General features: G+C 73.1%; 15 protein-coding genes. 5 read left to right on the forward strand and 10 right to left on the reverse strand.

The window, feature by feature from the left end; genetic code table 11:
• Nucleotides 1-34: 34 nt before the first annotated feature.
• On the reverse strand, nt 35-1,693 hold the full coding sequence (gene ptsP / locus ABZ716_RS22695; RefSeq protein ID WP_358961209.1) for a phosphoenolpyruvate--protein phosphotransferase: 1,659 nt from the start codon (nt 1,691-1,693) through the stop codon (nt 35-37).
• Nucleotides 1,690-1,962: an HPr family phosphocarrier protein gene (locus tag ABZ716_RS22700; RefSeq protein ID WP_358961212.1), complete on the reverse strand. Its 273-nt coding sequence runs from the start codon at nt 1,960-1,962 to the stop codon at nt 1,690-1,692. The genes ptsP and ABZ716_RS22700 overlap by 4 nt, the downstream gene beginning before the upstream one ends.
• Nucleotides 1,963-2,303: 341 nt before the next feature.
• On the opposite strand from ABZ716_RS22700, the gene ABZ716_RS22705 reads away from it, so the two are divergent.
• From ABZ716_RS22705 to ABZ716_RS22715, 3 genes are all read left to right on the forward strand, one after another.
• Nucleotides 2,304-3,065 (forward strand): DeoR/GlpR family DNA-binding transcription regulator, encoded by a 762-nt coding sequence (locus tag ABZ716_RS22705; protein ID WP_358961215.1) that lies wholly within the window; start codon nt 2,304-2,306, stop codon nt 3,063-3,065.
• A complete protein-coding gene (gene pfkB / locus ABZ716_RS22710) occupies nt 3,062-4,006 on the forward strand; it encodes a 1-phosphofructokinase (RefSeq protein ID WP_358814239.1) in 945 nt (314 codons plus the stop codon). Before ABZ716_RS22705 ends, pfkB begins: the two co-directional genes overlap by 4 nt.
• Nucleotides 4,007-4,206: 200 nt before the next feature.
• Entirely contained in the window at nt 4,207-6,183 is a 1,977-nt protein-coding gene (locus ABZ716_RS22715; protein ID WP_358814238.1) for a fructose-specific PTS transporter subunit EIIC, read from the forward strand.
• A gap of 157 nt (nt 6,184-6,340) precedes the next feature.
• Here the strand turns inward: ABZ716_RS22715 and mmsB are convergent, their stop codons facing one another.
• From mmsB to xylA, 4 genes are all read right to left on the reverse strand, one after another.
• On the reverse strand, nt 6,341-7,576 hold the full coding sequence (gene mmsB / locus ABZ716_RS22720; RefSeq protein ID WP_358814237.1) for a multiple monosaccharide ABC transporter permease: 1,236 nt from the start codon (nt 7,574-7,576) through the stop codon (nt 6,341-6,343).
• A 3-nt stretch (nt 7,577-7,579) separates the two neighbouring features.
• A complete protein-coding gene (gene mmsA / locus ABZ716_RS22725) occupies nt 7,580-9,127 on the reverse strand; it encodes a multiple monosaccharide ABC transporter ATP-binding protein (protein ID WP_358961218.1) in 1,548 nt (515 codons plus the stop codon).
• A gap of 120 nt (nt 9,128-9,247) precedes the next feature.
• Nucleotides 9,248-10,342: a multiple monosaccharide ABC transporter substrate-binding protein gene (chvE, locus tag ABZ716_RS22730; protein WP_358961220.1), complete on the reverse strand. Its 1,095-nt coding sequence runs from the start codon at nt 10,340-10,342 to the stop codon at nt 9,248-9,250.
• 343 nt (nt 10,343-10,685) lie between these two features.
• Nucleotides 10,686-11,858: a xylose isomerase gene (gene xylA, locus ABZ716_RS22735; protein ID WP_358961223.1), complete on the reverse strand. Its 1,173-nt coding sequence runs from the start codon at nt 11,856-11,858 to the stop codon at nt 10,686-10,688.
• Nucleotides 11,859-11,952: 94 nt separating this feature from the next.
• Here xylA and xylB point away from each other — a divergent pair, with 94 nt between their 5' ends.
• Nucleotides 11,953-13,383, forward strand: a complete 1,431-nt coding sequence (gene xylB / locus ABZ716_RS22740) for a xylulokinase (RefSeq protein WP_358961225.1) — start codon at nt 11,953-11,955, stop codon at nt 13,381-13,383.
• A 13-nt stretch (nt 13,384-13,396) separates the two neighbouring features.
• Nucleotides 13,397-14,617 (forward strand): ROK family protein, encoded by a 1,221-nt coding sequence (locus ABZ716_RS22745; RefSeq protein WP_358961227.1) that lies wholly within the window; start codon nt 13,397-13,399, stop codon nt 14,615-14,617.
• Nucleotides 14,618-14,625: 8 nt separating this feature from the next.
• Here ABZ716_RS22745 and ABZ716_RS22750 read toward each other — a convergent pair whose 3' ends face one another.
• The 4 genes from ABZ716_RS22750 to ABZ716_RS22765 form a co-directional block, all read right to left on the reverse strand.
• Nucleotides 14,626-16,077 (reverse strand): GH1 family beta-glucosidase, encoded by a 1,452-nt coding sequence (locus tag ABZ716_RS22750; RefSeq protein WP_358961229.1) that lies wholly within the window; start codon nt 16,075-16,077, stop codon nt 14,626-14,628.
• 30 nt (nt 16,078-16,107) lie between these two features.
• Entirely contained in the window at nt 16,108-17,007 is a 900-nt protein-coding gene (locus ABZ716_RS22755; RefSeq protein WP_358961231.1) for a carbohydrate ABC transporter permease, read from the reverse strand.
• Nucleotides 17,008-17,010: 3 nt separating this feature from the next.
• The gene (locus tag ABZ716_RS22760) at nt 17,011-18,066 is read right to left on the reverse strand and encodes a sugar ABC transporter permease (protein ID WP_358961234.1); all 1,056 of its coding nucleotides are present in this window, start codon (nt 18,064-18,066) and stop codon (nt 17,011-17,013) included.
• A gap of 112 nt (nt 18,067-18,178) precedes the next feature.
• Nucleotides 18,179-19,534, reverse strand: a complete 1,356-nt coding sequence (locus tag ABZ716_RS22765; RefSeq protein ID WP_358961236.1) for an extracellular solute-binding protein — start codon at nt 19,532-19,534, stop codon at nt 18,179-18,181.
• Nucleotides 19,535-19,543 lie beyond the last annotated feature (9 nt).

Below are 19,543 nucleotides of genomic sequence, written 5' to 3' on the forward strand. Positions count from 1 at the left end.
CCGCTTGCGGCCGGAGACCCGAGCCGCCCCGGGGTCAGGCTCCCCCGATGCGTGACCGGACCTTGTGCCGGGCGTCGGCGGCGTCATCCGCGAGGAGGGCCAGCTCGGCGAGGGCCCGGCACTCGGCGAGGGTGTGGCCGGCCAGCGCCGCCCGGACCTCCGGGAGCGCGGCGGGAGCGGCGGAGAGACTGGTGATCCCGAGACCGACCAGCACCAGGGCGAGGGCCGGATCCGCGGCTGCCTCGCCGCAGACGCCGATCGGACGGCCGTGGGTGACCGCCGAGCGGGCGGCGGTGGCGACCAGCGTGAGCAGGGCCGGCTGCCACGGGTCGAGGAGTCCGGCGAGGGCGCCCAGCATCCGGTCGGCAGCGAAGGTGTACTGGGCCAAATCGTTGGTGCCGATGCTGAAGAAGTCGCAGACCTCGGCCAGCCGGTCGGTCCGCAGGGCGGCGGCCGGGACCTCGATCATCGCCCCGGCCATCGGCAGGCCGTGCGCACGGACCCGGGCGGCGAACGCCGCGGCCTCCCCGGGGACGGACACCATCGGGGCCATCACCCAGACCTGCGCGGTGCTCTCCGCGGCCGCCTCGGCGATGGCGGCGAGCTGGGTCTCCAGCAGCTGCGGATCCCGGTCGGCCGTCCGCAGGCCGCGCACGCCCAGAGCGGGGTTCTGCTCGTCGGCACAGGTGACGAAGGGCAACGGTTTGTCCGCCCCCGCGTCCAGGGTGCGCACGACCACCCGGCGGCCGGCGAAGGCCGCGAAGACCTGCCGGTAGGCGATGGCCTGTTCGGCCAGGCCCGGCGCCTCGGTGCGGTCCAGGAAGAGGAACTCGGTGCGGAAGAGGCCCACCCCCTCCGCGTCGGCGGCGGCCGCCCCGGCCAGCTCGTGCGGCGCGCCGATGTTGACCAGCAGCGAGACCGGGTGGCCGTCGGCGGTCCGGCCCGGCCCCTGGAAACCGGCCGCCCGCTCGCGCCGGCGGCGCTCCCGCGCGGCGGCCCGCTCGACCGCCTCCGGACTCGGGTCGGGCTCGATCATGCCGTCGGCGCCGTGCACCAGGACCGGCAGGCCGTCCTCCAGCTCCGCGGCGGCGGCGCAGCCGACGACGGCCGGCAGACCGAGCGCCTTGGCGAGGATGGCCGTGTGACTGGTCGGCCCGCCGCGTACGGTGACCAGGGCCAGCACCCGCTCGGGGTCGAGCAGCGCCGTGTCGGCGGGCGCCAGATCGTCGGCGACCAGGACGTACGGGTGTCCCGGGTCGGGCGGGCCGGGCACGGGCAGGCCGAGCACGTGGGCCACCGCCCGGTCGCGCAGGTCGTCGAGGTCGGCGGCGCGCTCCGCGAAGTAGCCGCCGGCGCGGACCAGCGCGGCGCGGAAGGCGTCGAAGGCGGTGGCGAGCGCGTGGGCTCCGTCGGTGCCCTGTTCGGCGAGTGCGGCGGCCCGGTCGGCGAGGACCGGGTCGGCGGCCATCATGGCCTGGGCCGTGAGCACTTCGGAGCCCGGACCGTGCGCACGGGCGGCGCGCTCGTGCAGGTCCGTGACGACCGCCGCGAGGGCCGCGCGCACCGCCGCGGCCTCGGCCGCCGGTTCGGTGACGGGCCTCGGGGCGGGAAGCACGGGTGCGGGTGCCATCCGGGCGACGGGGCCGGCGGCACTGCCGGTGCCGACGCCGATCCCGCGTATCGGTTCCCTCATGCCGCTGCGTCGAGGTCGGAGGCGAGCAGGGCGGCGAGCGCCTTCAGCGCGTCCTCGGCCCGGTCGCCGGAGGCGGTGAGTTCCAGGGTCTCGCCGTGGTCCGCGGCCAGGGCGAGGACGGACAACAGGCTCCGGGCGTCGACCGGGGTCTGGCCGGGACGGCCGACGGTGACCCGGGCCGGCTGCCGGCCGGCGGCCTGGACGAACAGGGAGGCCGGGCGGGCGTGCAGGCCGCTCGCGGAGCCGATGGTGACCTGGATCGAGTGCATGGAATTCCTCGGGAGAGAGACGAGCGCCGGACCGGGTGGGAGCCGGGCCGGCGGGGGGAGTAGGGCACGGCGGGCGCGCAGGGGGTGGGGCGCGCGACGTCGTGGTTCGTGCCCGGTCCTCACGTACGGGGGCAAGGACGGGGGACCGGGGCGGTACGTGGTTTCACGCCCGTAAGCGTGTTGTTTCGATTGGTTCTACGTCCGATCCTCGGGGGATGTCAACACATTCGGGCACGATCAGGCGTCCAGAGGCCGATTGAGCGTTCTCTTGCTTTTCCGGCGGGGGCGCGTAAGGTCGGGCTCCATCGGAAGTGAACAGACATGAACGGACCCAATCCCACATGTACGCACCTGAGCGGCAGCAACAGATCCTCCGCCTGGCCCAGGAGCGGGGCAGGGTGGACGTGCCGGCGCTGGCCGAGGACTTCGGCGTCACGCAGGAGACCATCCGGCGCGATCTGAGCGCCCTTGACCGGGCCGGCCTGCTGCACCGGGTGCACGGCGGCGCCCTGCCCGCCGGCGCACTGCACCTGGAGCCGGGCCTGGCCGAACGGGACTCCACGGCCGCGGCCGAGAAGGAACGCATCGCCAGGGCCGCCCTGGCCCTGCTGCCGAGCGAGGGAAGCGTGATCCTGGACGCGGGGACGACCGTCTCCCGGCTGGCCGGCCTGCTGCCCGCCGACTGCGCCCTCACCGTCGTCACCAACGCCCTCCCCGTCGCGGCCCGCCTGGCCGACCACCCCGGCCTCTCACTCCACCTGATCGGAGGGAGGCTGCGCCATCGCACCCACGCCTCCGTCGATGCCTGGGCCCTGCGTGACCTGGCAGACGTCCACGCGGACGTCGCGGTGGTCGCCACCAACGGCTTCTCCCCGCAGGGCGGTCTGTCGACGCCGGACCTCGCCGAGGCGGCCGTCAAACGGGCCATGCTCACCGGCGCCCGGCGGGTGGTCCTGGTGGCCGACTCCTCCAAGTTCGGCGCCCGCCACTTCGCCCGGTTCGGCTCGCTGGACCAGGTCGACGTCCTGGTCACGGACACCGGGCTGACCGACGAACAGGCCGCCGAGATCGAGAACCACGGACCGGAAGTCATCCGCGCATGATCGTCACCATCACCCCCAACCCCAGCCTCGACCGCACCTACGAGCTCGCGGCGCTCGCCCCGGGCGAGGTGAACCGGGCCAGGCACGACCGGCTCGACCCGGGCGGCAAGGGCGTCAACGTCTCCCGCGCGCTCACGGCCGCCGGGCACCGCACCCGCGCCGTCCTGCCGCTGGGCGGCTTCTCCGGGCAGCTCCTGTCCGATCTGCTGCGCCGCCAGGGCATCGAGGTCGGGGCGGTCGCGATCGGCGGCGACACCCGGATCAACGTCTCGATCGCCGAAGACCACGGCAAGCTCACGAAGATCAACGCCGTGGGCCCCGAGCTCAGCGCCGCCGAGTCGGCCGCGCTGCTGGCGCTCGTCCGCGACGACTGCACGGGCGAGGACGTCGACTGGCTGGCCTGCTGCGGCAGTCTGCCGCGCGGACTGGCGCCCGGGTGGTACGCCGAGCTGGTGGCGCAGGCGCACTCGGGCGGCGCCCGGATCGCCGTGGACACCTCCGGGCCCGCGCTGCTGGCCGCGCTCTCGGCCCGCCCCGACGTGGTCAAGCCCAACCGGGAAGAACTCGCCGAGGCCGTCGGCCGCCCGGTCGCCACCGTCGGCGACGCCGTGGACGCCGCCGGGGAACTGCGGGCGCGCGGCGCCCAGCAGGTCCTCACCAGCCTCGGTGCGGACGGGATGCTGCTGATCTCCGAGGAGGGCCGCTGGTACGGCAGCGCACCGGCCGCCGCCGTCCGCAGCGACGTGGGAGCGGGCGACGCCTCCCTCGCGGGCTTCCTCGGAGCCGGTGGTACCGGCCCCGGGGCACTCGCGGCGGCCCTGGCGCACGGCGCCGCCGCCGTACAACTGCCGGGGAGCGTCATGCCGACCCCGGCCGACCTCGACCCGGCCGCGGTGGCCGTGACGGCGGACATCCCGCTCGAACGACCGCTCCGCGGCTGAGAACACCCTCCTGAGAGGAGGGACGTGCGCCGGGCACGGCACCAGCGCGGCCGCGGACCCCCGTAGGCCGAGCGGGCACCGCACAGGCGAACGTCCGGCGTCCGCGCCGGAGGCACCACGCCCGACCGTGTGGGACGGAAGGGCGGCCATTTCCCGGGGGCAAGGGAACACCGTCAGCCACCAGTTGAAGGACCGACACGATGAGCGACACCAGCGGACTGATCACACCCGCACTTGTTGACCTCCACCTCGCCCCCGAGGACAAGAGCGAAGCCCTCCGCGCCCTCGCCCAACGGCTGTTCGCCGAGGGGCGGGTGACGGACCTCGACGGATTCCTCGCCGATGTCGCCGCCCGCGAGGCCCAGGCCCCGACCGGGATGGGCGACGGAATCGGCATCCCGCACTGCAGATCACCCCATGTCACGCGGCCGAGCCTGGCCTTCGGACGCAGGGCCGCGGGAGTGGACTTCGACGCCCCGGACGGACGTCCCGCCGACCTGATCTTCATGATCGCGGCACCGGCCGGCGCCGACGACACCCATCTGCAGATCCTCGCCGCGCTGGCCCGCCGGCTGATGGACCCCGCGTTCACCGGCGCCCTGCGCGAGGCCGAGAGTCCGCGCGAGGTGGCGGACCGGATCAACGGCGAGGAGGCACCGGCCGGTCCCGCGGCCCCGGCCGCCACCGGCGGCGGGCTGCGGCTGGTCGCGGTGACCTCCTGCCCGACCGGCATCGCCCACACCTACATGGCCGCCCAGGCCCTGGAACTGGCCGCCGCCCGGGCGGGTGCGCGGATCGACGTCGAGACCCAGGGCTCGGCCGGCACGACGCCGCTCGCCCCCGAGGTGATCACGGCCGCGGATGCGGTGATCTTCGCCCATGACGTCGAGGTCCGCGACCGCGACCGCTTCGCCGGCAAGCCGACCGTGGACGTGGGCGTGAAGGCCGCCGTCCACCGCGCCGACGACCTGATAGCCCAGGCTGCCGGGATGGTCACCAGGACCGGTGACGACGCGGCCGTCCCCGCCCCGGCCACCGCGCCGCGCCCGCCGACCGGGGAGCACTGGGCCCAGCGGCTGCGCAGGTACCTGATGACGGGCGTCAGCCACATGATCCCGTTCGTCGCGGCCGGCGGCCTGCTGATCGCCCTCGCCTTCGCGATCGGCGGCTACGAGATCGCCTCCGCCCCGTCCGTACTGGGCCACTTCGAGTGGACCTCCTCGCACAGCTGGGCGGCGATGCTGTTCCAGACCGGCAAGGCGGCCTTCGGCTTCCTGGTCCCGGTCCTCTCCGGGTACATCGCCTGGGCGATCGCGGACCGGGCGGCACTGGCCGCCGGCATCGCGGGCGGCGCCGTCTCGGTGGCGGTCGGCGCGGGCTTCCTCGGCGGCATCGTCTCGGGCATGGTCGCGGGCTTCCTGGTGCTGTGGATGATCCGGTGGAACGTCCCCAGGGCGGTCAAGGGCATCATGCCGGTGGTCGTGATCCCGTTGCTGTCGGTGGCGGCGGTCGGCTTCCTGATGTTCGTGGTGGTCGGCTCGCCGATCGCCTCGGCGATGAACGCTCTGACCGGCTGGCTGAACGGCCTCTCCGGTTCCCACGCGGTCCTGCTCGGCGCCCTGCTCGGCGCCATGATGGCCTTCGACATGGGCGGCCCGCTCAACAAGGTCGCCTACACCTTCGCCGCTGGTGCGCTCACCGCCGCGGGCACCGCCCCGGACGCCGGGAGCCTCAAGGTGATGGCCGCGGTGATGGCCGCCGGAATGACCCCGCCGCTGGGCATGGCCCTGGCGACCACCGTCCGGCGCGGGCTGTTCACCCCCGAGGAGAGGGAGAACGGCAAGGCCGCCTGGGTGCTCGGGGCGTCGTTCATCACCGAGGGCGCGATCCCGTTCGCGGCGGCCGACCCGCTGCGGGTCATCCCGGCGGGCATCGCCGGCAGCATGACCGCCGGCGGTCTGGTGATGGCCTTCGGCTCCACCCTGCGCGCCCCGCACGGCGGCATCTGGGTCCTGCCGCTGATCGGGAGCCCGTTCCTGTACCTGATCGCGATCGCGGCGGGCACGGTGGTCACCACGGCGGTCGTGGTCGCACTCAAGGGGATGCGCAAGTCCCCCGCCCCGGCGGCCGCCGGCTCCCCCGTCGGTCAGCCGCAGACGGCCCTGCCGGCGGCCTGAGCCCGCCCGGCGAACGCGTGAGCCCGGCCGGAGAGCGGCCCGGACGGGCTCACGCGCGTCCGGCGGCGTCCGTCACCGGGCCGCCGGCACCAGGGCCGACGCGGACATGGGTCCCAGGCCGGCGCAGCCGTGCGGTCCGGTGCGTGTCGCCACGGGATCAGCCCTGGGCCTTGCGCTTGTTGTAGACGTCGAAGCCGACGGCCGCCAGCAGGACCAGACCCTTGATCACCTGCTGGTAGTCGGTCCCCACCCCGACCAGTGACATGCCGTTGTTCAGCACGCCGAGCACCAGACCGCCGGTGAGCGCGCCGAGGACGGTACCGACGCCGCCGCTCGCGGAGGCGCCCCCGATGAAGGCGGCGGCGATCGCCTCCAGCTCGAAGTTGATGCCGGCCTGCGGCGTTCCGGCGTTGAGCCGCGCGGCGAACACCATCCCGGCGAGGGCCGCGAGGACGCCCATGTTCACGAAGGCCAGGAAGACGACCCGCTTGCTCTTCACCCCCGACAGCCGCGCCGCCGCCTCGTTGCCGCCGATGGCGTAGGTGTGCCGGCCGAGGATCGAGTTGCGCATCACGTAGCCGAATCCGGCCAGCAGGACGCCGAGGATCACCAGGACGACCGGCACGCCGTGGTAGCTGGCCAGCAGCAGCGTGAACGCGACCACGGCCGCGGTGATCGCGCCGAGTTTCAGCAGGAACAGCCCGGCCGGGAGCGGCTCCAGCCCGTACGAGGCGGCCCGCCGCCGTCCGCGCACCTCCTGCAAGACCGTGACGGCCAGCACCGCGAGGCCCAGCAGCAGCGTGAGGTTGTGGTAGTCGGTGTGGGGGCCGACCTCGGGGAGGAAGCCGCTGCTGATGTTCTGGAAGCCCTTGGGGAACGGCGCCACCGACTGGCCGTGCAAGAGGATCTGGGTCCCGCCGCGGAACAGCAGCATGCCGGCCAGGGTGACGATGAACGAGGGGATGCCCAGGTAGGCGATCCAGAACCCCTGCCAGGCGCCGGCGAGAGCCCCGATCAGCAGTCCGGCCGTCAGCGCCAGGGGCCAGGGCGTCCGGTGCTCGACCATCATCACCGCCGCGGCCGCCCCGACGAAGGCGGCGAGCGAGCCGACCGACAGGTCGATGTGCCCGGCGATGATGACGATCATCATGCCGATGGCCAGGATGAGGACGTAGCCGTTCTGCTGGATCAGATTGGTGATGTTGAGCGGCTGGAGCAGGATGCCGTCCGTCCAGAACTGGAACAGCAGCACGATCAGCGCCAGCGCGAGCAGCATCCCGTACTGCCGCAGGTTGCCGCGCAGGGCCCGGGCCAGCACCGCGCCCGCCGAGGGAGGTGGGCCGGTCCGCGGCCCGCTGGGCGTGGTGTCCGGGGTGGTCTTCGTCTGGGCCATGCCTCACACCTGCTTGTCGGGGGATGCCGCACTCATGGTCATGAGGCGCATGAGGGATTCCTGGGTGGCGTCCGCGCGGTCGACCTCACCGGTGATCCGCCCCGCGGCCATGGTGTAGATCCGGTCGCACAGGCCCAGGAGTTCGGGGAGTTCGGAGGAGATGACGAGGACCGCCTTGCCCTGGGCGGCGAGTTCGGCGATGACCGTGTAGATCTCCGCCTTGGCGCCGATGTCGATGCCCCGGGTGGGCTCGTCGAGGATCAGCACCTCCGGCTCGGCGAAGATCCACTTGCTGAGGACGACCTTCTGCTGGTTGCCGCCGCTGAGCTTGCCGGTCTGCGCGAACACCGAGGGGGCCTTGATGTTCATGGACCGCCGGAACGATTCGGCGACCCGCGCCTCCTCGTGCCGGTCGACCCAGCCCCGCCGGGCGACCTTGCCGAGGGCGCTCAGCGAGACGTTGCGGCTGATGTCGTCGCCGAGGACGAGGCCGAACCGCTTGCGGTCCTCGGTCACGTACGCGATGCCGTGACCGATCGCCTCGGGCACCGTCCGGGTGCGGATCTCGCGGCCGTCCAGCCGTACCCGGCCGCCCGTCCAGCGCCCGTAGGAGCGGCCGAAGACGCTCATGGCCAGTTCGGTGCGGCCGGCTCCCATGAGGCCCGCGACGCCTACGATCTCGCCTCGGCGGACGTTCAGCGAGACGCCGTCGACCACCGTGCGCCGGTGGTCGATCGGGTGCCGGACGCTCCAGTCCTCGATCTCGAAGGCGACGTCGCCGACCGCCGGGGTGCGCTCGGGGTAGCGGTGCTCCAGGTCGCGGCCGACCATGCCGCGGATGATCCGCTCCTCGGAGATGCCCTCGGGCCCGATGGCGAGGGTCTCGATGGTCCGCCCGTCGCGCAGGATGGTGACGGAGTCGGCGACCCGGGCGATCTCGTTCAGTTTGTGCGAGATGAGGACGCAGGAGATGCCCTGCGCCTTGAGCGCGAGGATCAGGTCGAGCAGCTTGCGGCTGTCCTCGTCGTTCAGGGCGGCCGTCGGCTCGTCCAGGATGAGCAGCTTGACCTTCTTGGCGAGCGCCTTGGCGATCTCGACCAACTGCTGTTTGCCCACGCCGAGATCGGCGACCCTGGTGTGCGGGCTCTCGTCGAGTCCGACCCGCCGGATCAGGTCGGCGGCGTGGGTCAGGGTGCGGTGCCAGCTGATCACGCCCCGGGTCGCGTGCTCGTTGCCGAGGAAGATGTTCTCCGCGATGGACAGGTAGGGCACCAGCGCGAGTTCCTGGTGGATGATCACGATGCCGCGCTCCTCGCTGGCCCGGATGGACCGGAACCGGCAGGGAGCGCCCTCGAAGCGGATCTCGCCTTCGTAGCTGCCGTGGGGGTGGACCCCGCTGAGCACCTTCATCAGGGTGGACTTGCCGGCGCCGTTCTCACCGCAGACGGCGTGCACCTCCCCGGCGGCGACGGTCAGGCTGACCTCGGAGAGCGCCTTGACACCGGGAAACGTCTTGCTGATCGACCGCATCTCCAGAACGGGTCGGGCCATGGTTGTGCATCCGTATCGTCGGGGCGGTGCGGTGCCGGGCGGTCTCCCGGATGCCGGGCGGTCTCCCGGGCGCCCGCACCGCCGGTTCGGCGTCGCGGACCCGTGGGTCGGGCCCGGGGGCTACTTGAGCTGGTCCGCGGTGTACTGGCCGCTGTCCACCAGGACCGTCCGGTAGTTGTCCTTGTCGACACTGACCGGCTGGAGCAGCTGCGCCGGAACGGTCTTGACACCGTTGTCGTACTGACGGGTGTCGTTGACCTCGGGCTTGCCGCCGGTCAGCAGCGCGTCCCCCATCTGGACCGCGGCCTTGGCCAGTTGGCGGGTGTCCTTGTAGACGGTCTGTGTTTGCTCGCCCGCGATGATCGACTTCACGGAGGCCAGCTCCCCGTCCTGGCCCGTGACGACGGGCAGGGGCCGGCCCGCTCCGTAGCCGGCGCCCTTGAGCGAGGAGATGATGCCGATCGAGATACCGTCGTAGGGGGAGAGCACGGCGTCGACGCGGGCGGTGGTGTACGACTTGCTCAGCAGGTTGTCCATCCGGGACTGGGCGAGACCGCCGTCCCAGCGCAGCGTGGCGGTCTGCTCCAGGGTGGTCTGGCCGCTGCGCACGACCAGCTTCCCGCTGTCGATGTACGGCTTGAGGACGCTCATCGCGCCGTTGTAGAAGAACGCGGCGTTGTTGTCGTCCGGCGAGCCGGCGAACAGCTCGACGTTGAAGGGGCCCTTGCCGTCCTTGAGGCCGAGCTTGTCGACGATGTAACTGCCCTGGAGGACGCCGACCTTGAAGTTGTCGAAGGTCGCGTAGTAGTCGACGTTGCCCGTGCCGCGTATCAGCCGGTCGTAGGAGATGACGCGGACATGGGCGTCGGCGGCCCGCTGGAGCACGTTGGTGAGCGAGGAACCGTCGATGGCGGCGATCACCAGCAGCCTGGCCCCCTTGGTGATCATGTTCTCCACCTGGGAGACCTGGTTCTCCACGACGTTGTCGCCGTACTGGAGGTCGGTCTTGTACCCCTTGGCCTGGAACTCCTTGACCATGTTGGCGCCGTCGTTGATCCAGCGCTCCGAGGACTTGGTCGGCATCGAGATGCCGACGAGACCACCTTGGGCGTCTTTGCCGCCCCCGCTGTCGCCGGCTCCGTTGGCGCTCTGGCCGCAGGCCGCCAGCGACAGCGCCAGGCCCAGGGTGACGAGGCCCGCTGAAAGCTTCCGCACAGTTCCTCCAGTGATGTTCCGCGACCGGCACAGTGCGATCCGGCCGGGGGAACCGGAAGCGGTCGAGCGGGGCCGGACGGGTGTCGCTTCCTCGCACCGGACGAAGCGCCGGGGTGGGAGCGGCCCGGCCTGGCGATCCTGAGTGTTAACGCTCACAAGAGCGTCGTCAAGGGTTTGTTCGGTCATCGTGGGTCAACGGTGGTGCGTGGGGCCGGAGTCCTCCGGGAACGTCAGTGGGTCGGGTGCGTCCGGACCCCGCTGATCTCGGGCGGGAGGTCCTTCCGGGGGAGGGATTGTTAGCGCTAACATAACCTTCCGCCAGAAAGGCTCCCCCCGCCTCCCGTCAGCGGGCGCCGAGGAGGTGTTCGAGGGCGAGCTGGTCCAGCTGTTCGAAGGCCATGCCGCGGCGGGAGGCGGCCTCGGTGTCGAAACCGTCGAAGGCCGACCGGTCGGCCAGGAGCCCGGCCAGGCCGTCCTCGGCCGTGGGGATGGAGAGTCCGGGCAGCCGGGAAGCGGCGAGCGCCTCCTGGACCTCCGGATCGGACCGGAAGGCGCGGGAACGCTGCGCCAGGAGCAGGTAGTTGCGCATGCAGGCCGCCGCCGAGGCCCAGACGCCGTCGGAGTCCTCCGTGCGCGGCGGCTTGAAGTCGAAGTGGCGCGGCCCGTCGTAGCCCGCCGACTCCAGCAGGTCGACCAGCCAGAACGCCTGGCGCAGGTCGCCCGCGCCGAAGCGGAGGTCCTGGTCGTACTTGACTCCGGTCTGGCCGTTGAGGTCGATGTGGAACAGCTTGCCGTGCCACAGGGCCTGGGCGATGCCGTGCGGGAAGTTCAGCCCGGCCATCTGCTCGTGGCCGGCCTCGGGGTTGACCCCGACCCGCTCGGGCCGCTCCAGCGCGTCGATGAACGCCAGGGCGTGGCCGATGGTGGGCAGGAGCAGGTCGCCGCGCGGCTCGTTCGGCTTGGGCTCGATCGCGAAGCGCAGGTCGTAGCCCTGCTCGTCGACGTACTGGCCCAGCAGGTCGAACGCCTCCTTCAACCGGTCGAGGGCGGCGCGCACGTCCTTGGCCGCGCCCGACTCCGCGCCCTCGCGCCCGCCCCAGGCGACGTAGACCGTGGCGCCGAGCTCGACCGCCAGGTCGATGTTGCGGATCGTCTTGCGCAGCGCGTACCGGCGCACGTCCCGGTCGTTGGCGGTGAAGGCGCCGTCCTTGAACACCGGGTGGGTGAAGAGGTTCGTGGTGGCCATCGGCACCTTCAGCCCGGCCGCGTCGAGTGCGGCGCGGAAGCGCTTGACCGCCTGCTCCCGGGCGCCCTCGCCGGCGGCGAAGGGGATCAGGTCGTCGTCGTGGAAGGTGACGCCGTAGGCGCCGAGGCCGGCCAGCCGGTGCACGCTCTCGACGGGGTCGAGGGCCGGCCGGGTCGGGTCGCCGAAGGGGTCCCGACCCTGCCAGCCGACGGTCCACAGGCCGAAGGTGAACTTGTGCGCGGGGGTGGGGACGAGCGGGTCACTGGTCATGGAGGGCTCCGCATCGGGGCGTGGGTCTGTTTGTAAGGGCGAAAAACAAATTAGTATGCCGGGACGGAAGAAGGAACCCCACCGGAGGGACCCCATGGCCGCTCAGCGTGTCGTGATCGGCGTCGACAGCTCGACCCAGTCCACCAAGGCACTCGCCCTCGACCTGGAGACCGGCGCCGTCCTGGGCGAGGGCCGCGCCGCGCACGCCGTCAGCGCGGGTCCGGGGCGCGAGAGCGACCCCGAGCAGTGGTGGCGGGCGCTCGGCGAGGCGATGGCGGCCACCGGCTGGGCCGACCGCGCCGCCGCCTGCTCGGTCGCCGGCCAGCAGCACGGCCTGGTCACCCTCGACCCGGCCGGCCGGCCCCTGCGCCCGGCCCTGCTGTGGAACGACGTCCGCTCCGCCCCGCAGGCCACCGCGCTCGCGGCCGCCTTCGGCCCCGCGGAGCTGGCCCGCCGCACCGGCAGCGTCCCGACGGCCGCCTTCACCTCCGCCAAGTGGGCCTGGCTGCGCGCCCACGAGCCGGCCACCGCCGACCGCGTCGCCGCCGTCCGGCTTCCCCACGACTTCCTCACCGAGCGGCTGACCGGTGAGCCGGTGACGGACCGCGGTGACGCCTCGGGCACCGGGTGGTGGGGCCCCGACGGCTACGACCAGGAGGTCCTCGCCCGGATCGGACTGCCCAGCGCACTGCTCCCCGAGGTCCTCCCGCCCGGCGCCCGGGCGGGCCGGGCCCGCGCCGGAACGCCCCTGCGCGAGGGCACGCCCGTGGCCACCGGGACCGGGGACAACATGGCCGCCGCGCTCGGGCTCGGCCTGACCCCCGGACGTCCGGTGCTGAGCCTGGGTACCTCGGGCACCGTCTACACCGTCGGCCGCACCCGTCCCACCGGCACCGACAGCGCCGTCGCCGGCTTCGCCGACGCCCTCGGCGGCTGGCTGCCGCTCGCCTGCACCCTCAACTGCACCCTGGCCGTCGACCGCTTCGCCGCCCTCCTCGGCCGCGACCGCGAGGACGTCGAGGAAGGCGGCACGGTGGTGGTGCTTCCCTACCTGGACGGCGAGCGCACCCCCGACCTCCCGGACGCCTCCGGCCTGGTCCACGGCCTGCGCCACGACACCACCCCGGGCCGGCTGCTCCAGGCCGCCTACGACGGCGCCGCCCACGCCCTGCTCACGGCCCTGGACGCCGTACTGCGGGCCGGCGGCGAGAGCCGCCCGACGGACGAACCCCTGCTGCTGATCGGCGGCGGAGCCAGGGGCAGGGCCTGGCAGCGTACGGTCCTGCGGCTGTCCGGCCGGGCCGTCCAGGTGCCCGAGGCCCGCGAACTCGTCGCGCTCGGAGCCGCCGCCCAGGCCACCGCCCTGCTCACCGGTGAGCCAGCCGACGCCGTCGCCCGCCGCTGGCGGACCGCGGAGGGCCGGGTGCTCGACCCCGTCCCCCGTGACGACGACGCGCTCGAACGGATCACCAGTACGCTGCGGCGGGCACGGGCCCTGCAACAGGTCCCGCCGGACGGACGATAGGAGGGCCGGGACCATGACGGCGATCGGCAGGGCGGGCAGGAGCGTGGAGAGCGCGCCCGCCTCGCAGCAGGGGATGCGCCGGCAGAACCTCGCGGCGGTGACCGGCGCGGTCGCCGCGCACGGCCCGCTCTCCCGGGCCGACGTCGCCGGACACACGGGCCTGACCAGGCCGGCCGTCTCCTCCCTGGTCGACGAGCTCATCGGCCGCGCCGCACTGACCGAGACGCAGACCGCGCCCAGCGGACGCGTCGGCCGCCCCGGCCGGGCCCTGGCCCTGAACGACCGGGGCCCCGCCGGCCTCGGCCTGGAGATCGGCGTCACCCATCTCGCCGCCTGCGTGGTGGACCTGCGCGGCGAACCCCGGGTGTGGCGGCGGGTGGAGCGGGCCAACGCGGGCCGGCCGGCCGGGCAGGTGCTGGCGGAGGCCGCCGCGCTGGGCGCCGACGCGGAGTCCGAGGCCGCCGCCCTCGGCCTGCGCGTCGAGGGCCGCGTCCTGGCCGTGCCCGGGGTGGTGCCGAACACCCCCGGCGGACTGGTCACCCACGCCCCCAACCTCGGCTGGCACGACGTCCGCCCCGCCGACCACTGGCCCGACCCCCACACCGTGCCCGAACCGGAGAACGAGGCCAACCTCGGGGCGCTCGCCGAGCAGCGGCAGCGCGGACAGTCCGCCGAGACCTTCGTCCACGTCTCCGCCGAGGCCGGAATCGGCGCCGCACTGGTCATCGACGGCCGGCTGTTCCGGGGCGCCCGCGGATTCGCGGGCGAACTCGGCCACCTGCCCGTCCACCCGGACGGCGCCCCCTGCCCCTGCGGGGCGCGCGGCTGCCTGGAGCAGTACGCGGGCGAACGGGCCGTCCTGCGCGAGGCCGGGCTGGACGACGCCGGGGACCCGGTGGCCGTACTGGCCGGACGGGCGCGCGCCGGGGACCCGGCGACCCTGCGCGCCCTGGACCGTGCCGGACGGGCGCTGGGCCTCGCCCTCACCTCGGCGGTCGACCTGATCGACCCCGACGCCCTCGTCCTGGGCGGCGCCTACGCCGAACTCGCCGACTGGCTCCTCCCGCCGCTGCGCACCGAACTGGCCGCCCGGGTCACCGTCCGGCCCTGGGCGCCGGAGGCGGTGCGGCCCTCCTCCCTGGGGCGCGGCGGACCGGTCCTGGGCGCGGCGTGGTCGACCGTCCAGCGGATCATCGCCGACCCCACCCGGCTGCCGGTCCGCCAGACCGGGTGAGCCGCCGGTCACGGCGTCGCGGCGTCGCCCGGAGCGTGCAGCCGTCCCGTCCGGGCCACGCGGGAGTACCAGAGCGCGCTCGACTTGGGGGTGCGCTCCAGGGTGTCGTAGTCGACGTGGACGGCGCCGAAGCGCTTGGCGTAGCCGTAGGACCACTCGAAGTTGTCGAGCAGCGACCAGAGGAAGTAGCCCCGCACGTCCGCCCCGTCCGTGATCGCCCGGTGCACGGCGTCGAGGTGCGCGTGGACGTAGGCGGTGCGCCGCGGGTCGTGGACCGAGCCGTCGGGGCCGATCTCGTCCTCGTAGGCGGCGCCGTTCTCGCTGACGACCAGGGGCAGGCCGGGGTAGCGGGCGGCGGTACGGGTGAGCAGGTCGTAGAGCGCGCCCGGGTCGACGGGCCAGCCCATCGCGGTGCGTTCGCCCGGCGCCCGGTGGAAGGCGACCTCGTCCGCGCCGGGCCAGGGCGAGTGCGCGCTGCGGCCGTGGCCGTCGTCCCGCGGCCGCTCGGCGCCTTCCGCGACGTGCGAGACGACGGTCGGGGTGTAGTAGTTCACGGCGAGAAGGTCCAGGGGCTGGTGGATCCTCGCGGTGTCGCCGTCCCGGACGAAGGACCAGTCGGTCAGGTGCGCGGTGTCCGCGAGCAGGTCCCGGGGGTACGCGCCCTCCAGCATCGGGCCCAGCCAGATCCGGTTGCCGACGGCGTCGATGCGGCGGGCCGCCTCCCCGTCCTCGTCCGAGGAGGTCAGCGGGCGGACGGCGTGGAGGTTCAGGGAGACCGCGAGCTGGGCGTCACCCGGCAGCGCGGCCCGCAGCACCTGGACGGCGAGGCCGTGAGCGAGGTTGAGGTGGTGGGCCGCGCGCAGGGCGGCGACCGGGTCGGTCCGTCCCGGGGCGTGTACCCCGGAGCCGTAGCCGAGGAACGCGCTGCACCAGGGCTCGTTGAGCGTCGTCCAGCGCTTGACCCGGTCGCCGAGGGCATCGGCCACGAGCCCCGCGTACTCGGCGAACCGCCCGGCGGTCGCCCGCTCCGGCCAGCCGCCCGCGTCCTCCAGGTCCTGCGGCAGGTCCCAGTGGTAGAGCGTGAGCGCCGGTTCGATGCCCGCGGCGAGCAGCTCGTCGACGAGCCGGCGGTAGAAGTCCAGGCCCTTCTGGACGGCGGGGCCCCGGCCGGTCGGCTGGACGCGTGACCAGGAGACGGAGAACCGGTAGGCCCCCAGGCCGAGTTCGGCCATGAGGCGGACGTCCTCGGAGAAACGGTGGTAATGGTCCACGGCCACGTCACCGGTGTGGCCCCCGAAGACCTTGCCGGGGGTGTGCGAGAAGGTGTCCCAGATGGACGGGGTCCGGCCGTCCTCACGGGCGGCGCCCTCGATCTGGTAGGCGGCGGTGGCCGTGCCCCACAGGAAGCCGGACGGGAAGGTGCGGGGGGTGGTGGGGGGCCGGGTCTCGGACACGGTCATGGAGCGCTCCCAACGCGGGTTCGGATGAGGTCAGTTCTTCACGGCGCCGGCGGTGATGCCGCCCACGACGTGCTTGCCGAGGACGGCGAAGACCAGCAGCAGCGGCAGCGTGGAGACGAGCGCACCGGTCAGCACGACGGCCTGGTCGACGGTGTGGTTGCCCGCTCCGAGGCCGGCCAGGGCGACCTGGAGGGTCGGACTGCCGTCGGGGGTGAGGGCGATGAACGGCCAGAAGAAGTCGTTCCACGCCTGGACGAAGACCAGCATCCCGAGGACCGCCATCGCCGGCCGCGCCACCGGGAACACCACGTGCCAGATGACGCGCAGGCTGTGCGCACCGTCCATCCTGGCCGCCTCCACGAGCTCCACCGGGAGTGCCTCGACGAGGTACTGGCGCATGAAGAACACCCCGAACGCGGCCACCAGCGAGGGCAGGACGACCGACTGGAGCTGATCGACCCAGCCGAGATCGGTGATGATCTGGTAGAGCGGGATCACGCTGAGCTGAGGCGGGATCGCCATGGTGGCCACCACCAGCGCCAGCAGCGCGCTCCGGCCCCTGAAGGGCAGGGTGGCGAAGGCGAATCCGGCCAGGGTGGAGAACAGGACGGTCGACAGCGCGACCAGCCCGGCCACCAACGTCGTGTTGACGAGCGCCTCGCCCATGTCGACCTGGTTCCAGGCGAAGGAGAGGTTGTCGAGCAGCCGGGGACCGGGCAGGAGCGGCGCCGGCGCCTTGACCACGCGCTCGCCCGTGTGGGAGGCGGCGACGAGGTTCCAGTAGAGGGGGAAGAGCGAGACCAGGGCGGCCAGGCCGAGGAGGACGTAGGTCAGCGGTCCCGCGTGGTGCTGACGGCCGGCCGACGGGCGAAGGCGCCCGGCCTGCGGCGTCCTGCCGACGGGGGTGGTCGTGGGGAGGGTGCGGGCCATGGTTCAGCTCCCCGCCTTCGTACGCGTGCGGTCGGCGCGGTTGCGGCTGCGGCTGCGGTCGCGGTCGTGGTTGCGGTGCGAGCGGGAGACCAGGGCCTGGAGGCCGCCGATGAGCAGGAGCAGGAGCAGCATGACCCAGGCGATGGCGGACGCCTGGCCCAGCGCACCGGTGACCCAGCCCTTCTCGTACATGAGCAGGCTCAGGGTCTGGAACTGGTTGCCGCTGCCGCCGCTGATCCCGACGCTGCCGCCGAAGAGCATCGGCTCGCCGAACAGCTGCGTGGCACCGATGGTCGAGACGACGACGGTGAACAGGATCGTCGGCCGGATGGAAGGAATCGTCACGCTGATGAACTGGCGCCAGCGCGAAGCCCCGTCCAGGACCGCGGCCTCGTAGAGGTCCTGGGACACCGCCTGCATCGCCGCCAGGTAGATGAGCGCGTTGTAGCCCGTCCAGCGCCACGTCACGATGACCGAGATAGCGATCTGCGCGGGCCACTTGGAGGACTCCCAGTCGACCGGGCCGAAGCCGGCCCAGCCCAGCACCGTGTTGATCAGGCCGTAGTCGGTGTTGAACAGCTGGGCGAAGACGAGCGTCGCCGCCGCGATGGAGGTGGCGTACGGGGCGAGGACCGCGACCCGGAAGAACGCCCGGCCCCGGAGCTTGTAGTTGAGCAGATGGGCCAGGCCCAGGGCCATCAGCAGCTGGGGAACGGTCGAGATCACACCGATGGTGAAGGTGTTGGCCAGCGCGTTCCAGAAGAACTCGCTGGTCGCCAGGGCGCTGTAGTTCTCCATGCCCTTCCACTGGGGGACTCCGCCGAGCTCGACCCGGTGGAGCGAGAGCCAGCCCGTGTAGATGAGGGGGAAGAACCCGAAGGCGGCGAAGGTGAGGAAGAAGGGGGCGACGAGCAGGTAGGGGGCCGCCTTCAGGTCGAGGCGGTACAGCGTGCTGCGCCGGCCGCTCCGGCCGGAGGGCGGCTGTACGCGCGGGCGGGGGCCGGGGGCGGCGTCGGCGGGCGGGGCGGAGCCGCCCGTCGCCCGTACGGAGGTGGCCACGGGGGCTTCCTTCCAGGTCGATGCGTGCGGTGATGCGGGGGTGCCGTCCGGCGACGGCCCGCCTCACCCGGGGAGAGGCGGCGGGTGGCGGCGGGCCGTCGGGCTGCCCCCGTCACCGGTCGATCTTGTCGTGGACCAGCTTCCTGACGTTCTCCCACGCCTTCGCCGGGTCGGTGCCGCGCTGCTCGATGTCGAGGATGCCGTTGTCGGTGAGGAAGGTCTTCACCTGGCCGTCCCACCGGCTGATCGGGGCGGGCGTGATGCCGGCCGCGGCCCGCGAGTAGATCCTGCCGACCGGGGTGTCACCGAAGTACGGCAGCTTGGCCTCCTGGACCACGGGGGAGGCGAGCGTGTCTTTGGAGGACGGGATGTTGCCGTTCACCGCGAAGACCTTCGCGTGCTGGGCGGGAGCGGTGAGCCAGGCGGCGAGTTCCGCCGCCTCCTTGGTGTGCTTGCCCGACTTCGGCACGGCGAGGAAGGCGCCGCCCCAGTTGCCGGCCACGGGCGGCGCGGCGATGTCCCACTTCCCCTGGTTCTCCGGCCCCGCCTGTTCCTTGATGATGCCCGTCATCCAGCTGGGGCAGGCGACGGTGGCGAACCTGGAGTTCTTGAAGGCCGCGTTCCACGTGCCCTTCTCGTCGAACTGGCGCAGCTTCGCCGTCAGTTCGCCCTTCGCCGCCGCCACGGCGGTGTCCCATGCCTTCTTCACGCCCGGGCTGTTCTCGTAGTCCAGCTCGCCCTTGGCGTTGGCGTACTGCACGGGCTCGCTGGAGATCACGGCGTTGAACAGCCCGCTGGCGGAGTCGTGGAAGGCCGTCCCGGCCGGGGCGTTCCTCTGGTACGTCTCCCCGGCCGCCAGGAACTTGGCCCAGTCGCCTTCCCAGAGCTTCGCCACCTCCGAGCGCTCGGTCGGCAGCTTGGCCCGGGCGAAGAGGTCCTTGTTGTAGCAGATGGCCATCGGGCCGATGTCCGTGCCGAGCCCGATGACCTTTCCGTCGGCCGTGGTGGCCTGCTTGACCTTCCAGTCGAGGAACGCGCCGAGGTCCGCGCCGCCCGTCGTGCCCAGGTCCACCCACTTGCCGGCCAACGCGGGGCCGGTCGCCTCGGCGATGTACCCCACCTCCAGGGCCTGGATGTCCGCGAGGCCGCTGTCGCGCGAGAGGCGCAGCTTGAGCGTGTCCCAGTACTTCTGGCCGTCCGCGACATTCGATTCCTCGATCTTGATGTTCGGGTGGGACTTCTCGTACTCGGCGTAGAGCTTCGCCCCGGTGGCGTTGTCGTAGCCGAAGGAGCCGAAGGTCCCGATCCGGAGCCTGATCTGCCCGCCGTCGGCCGCGCCCGCGTCCGCGCCGTCGTCGCCCGCGCAGCCGGCGAGCAAGGCCGTGCCCGTCACGAGGGCGACGGCCGCGACGAGCGCGTTGCCCGCGGTGCGGCGCCCGCGCCCGCGTCTGCTGCTGGAAGTGCGCATTCCACTCTC

Origin of the sequence: Streptomyces sp. NPDC006687, assembly GCF_040636215.1 — a bacterium.
Lineage (GTDB): Bacteria > Actinomycetota > Actinomycetes > Streptomycetales > Streptomycetaceae > Streptomyces.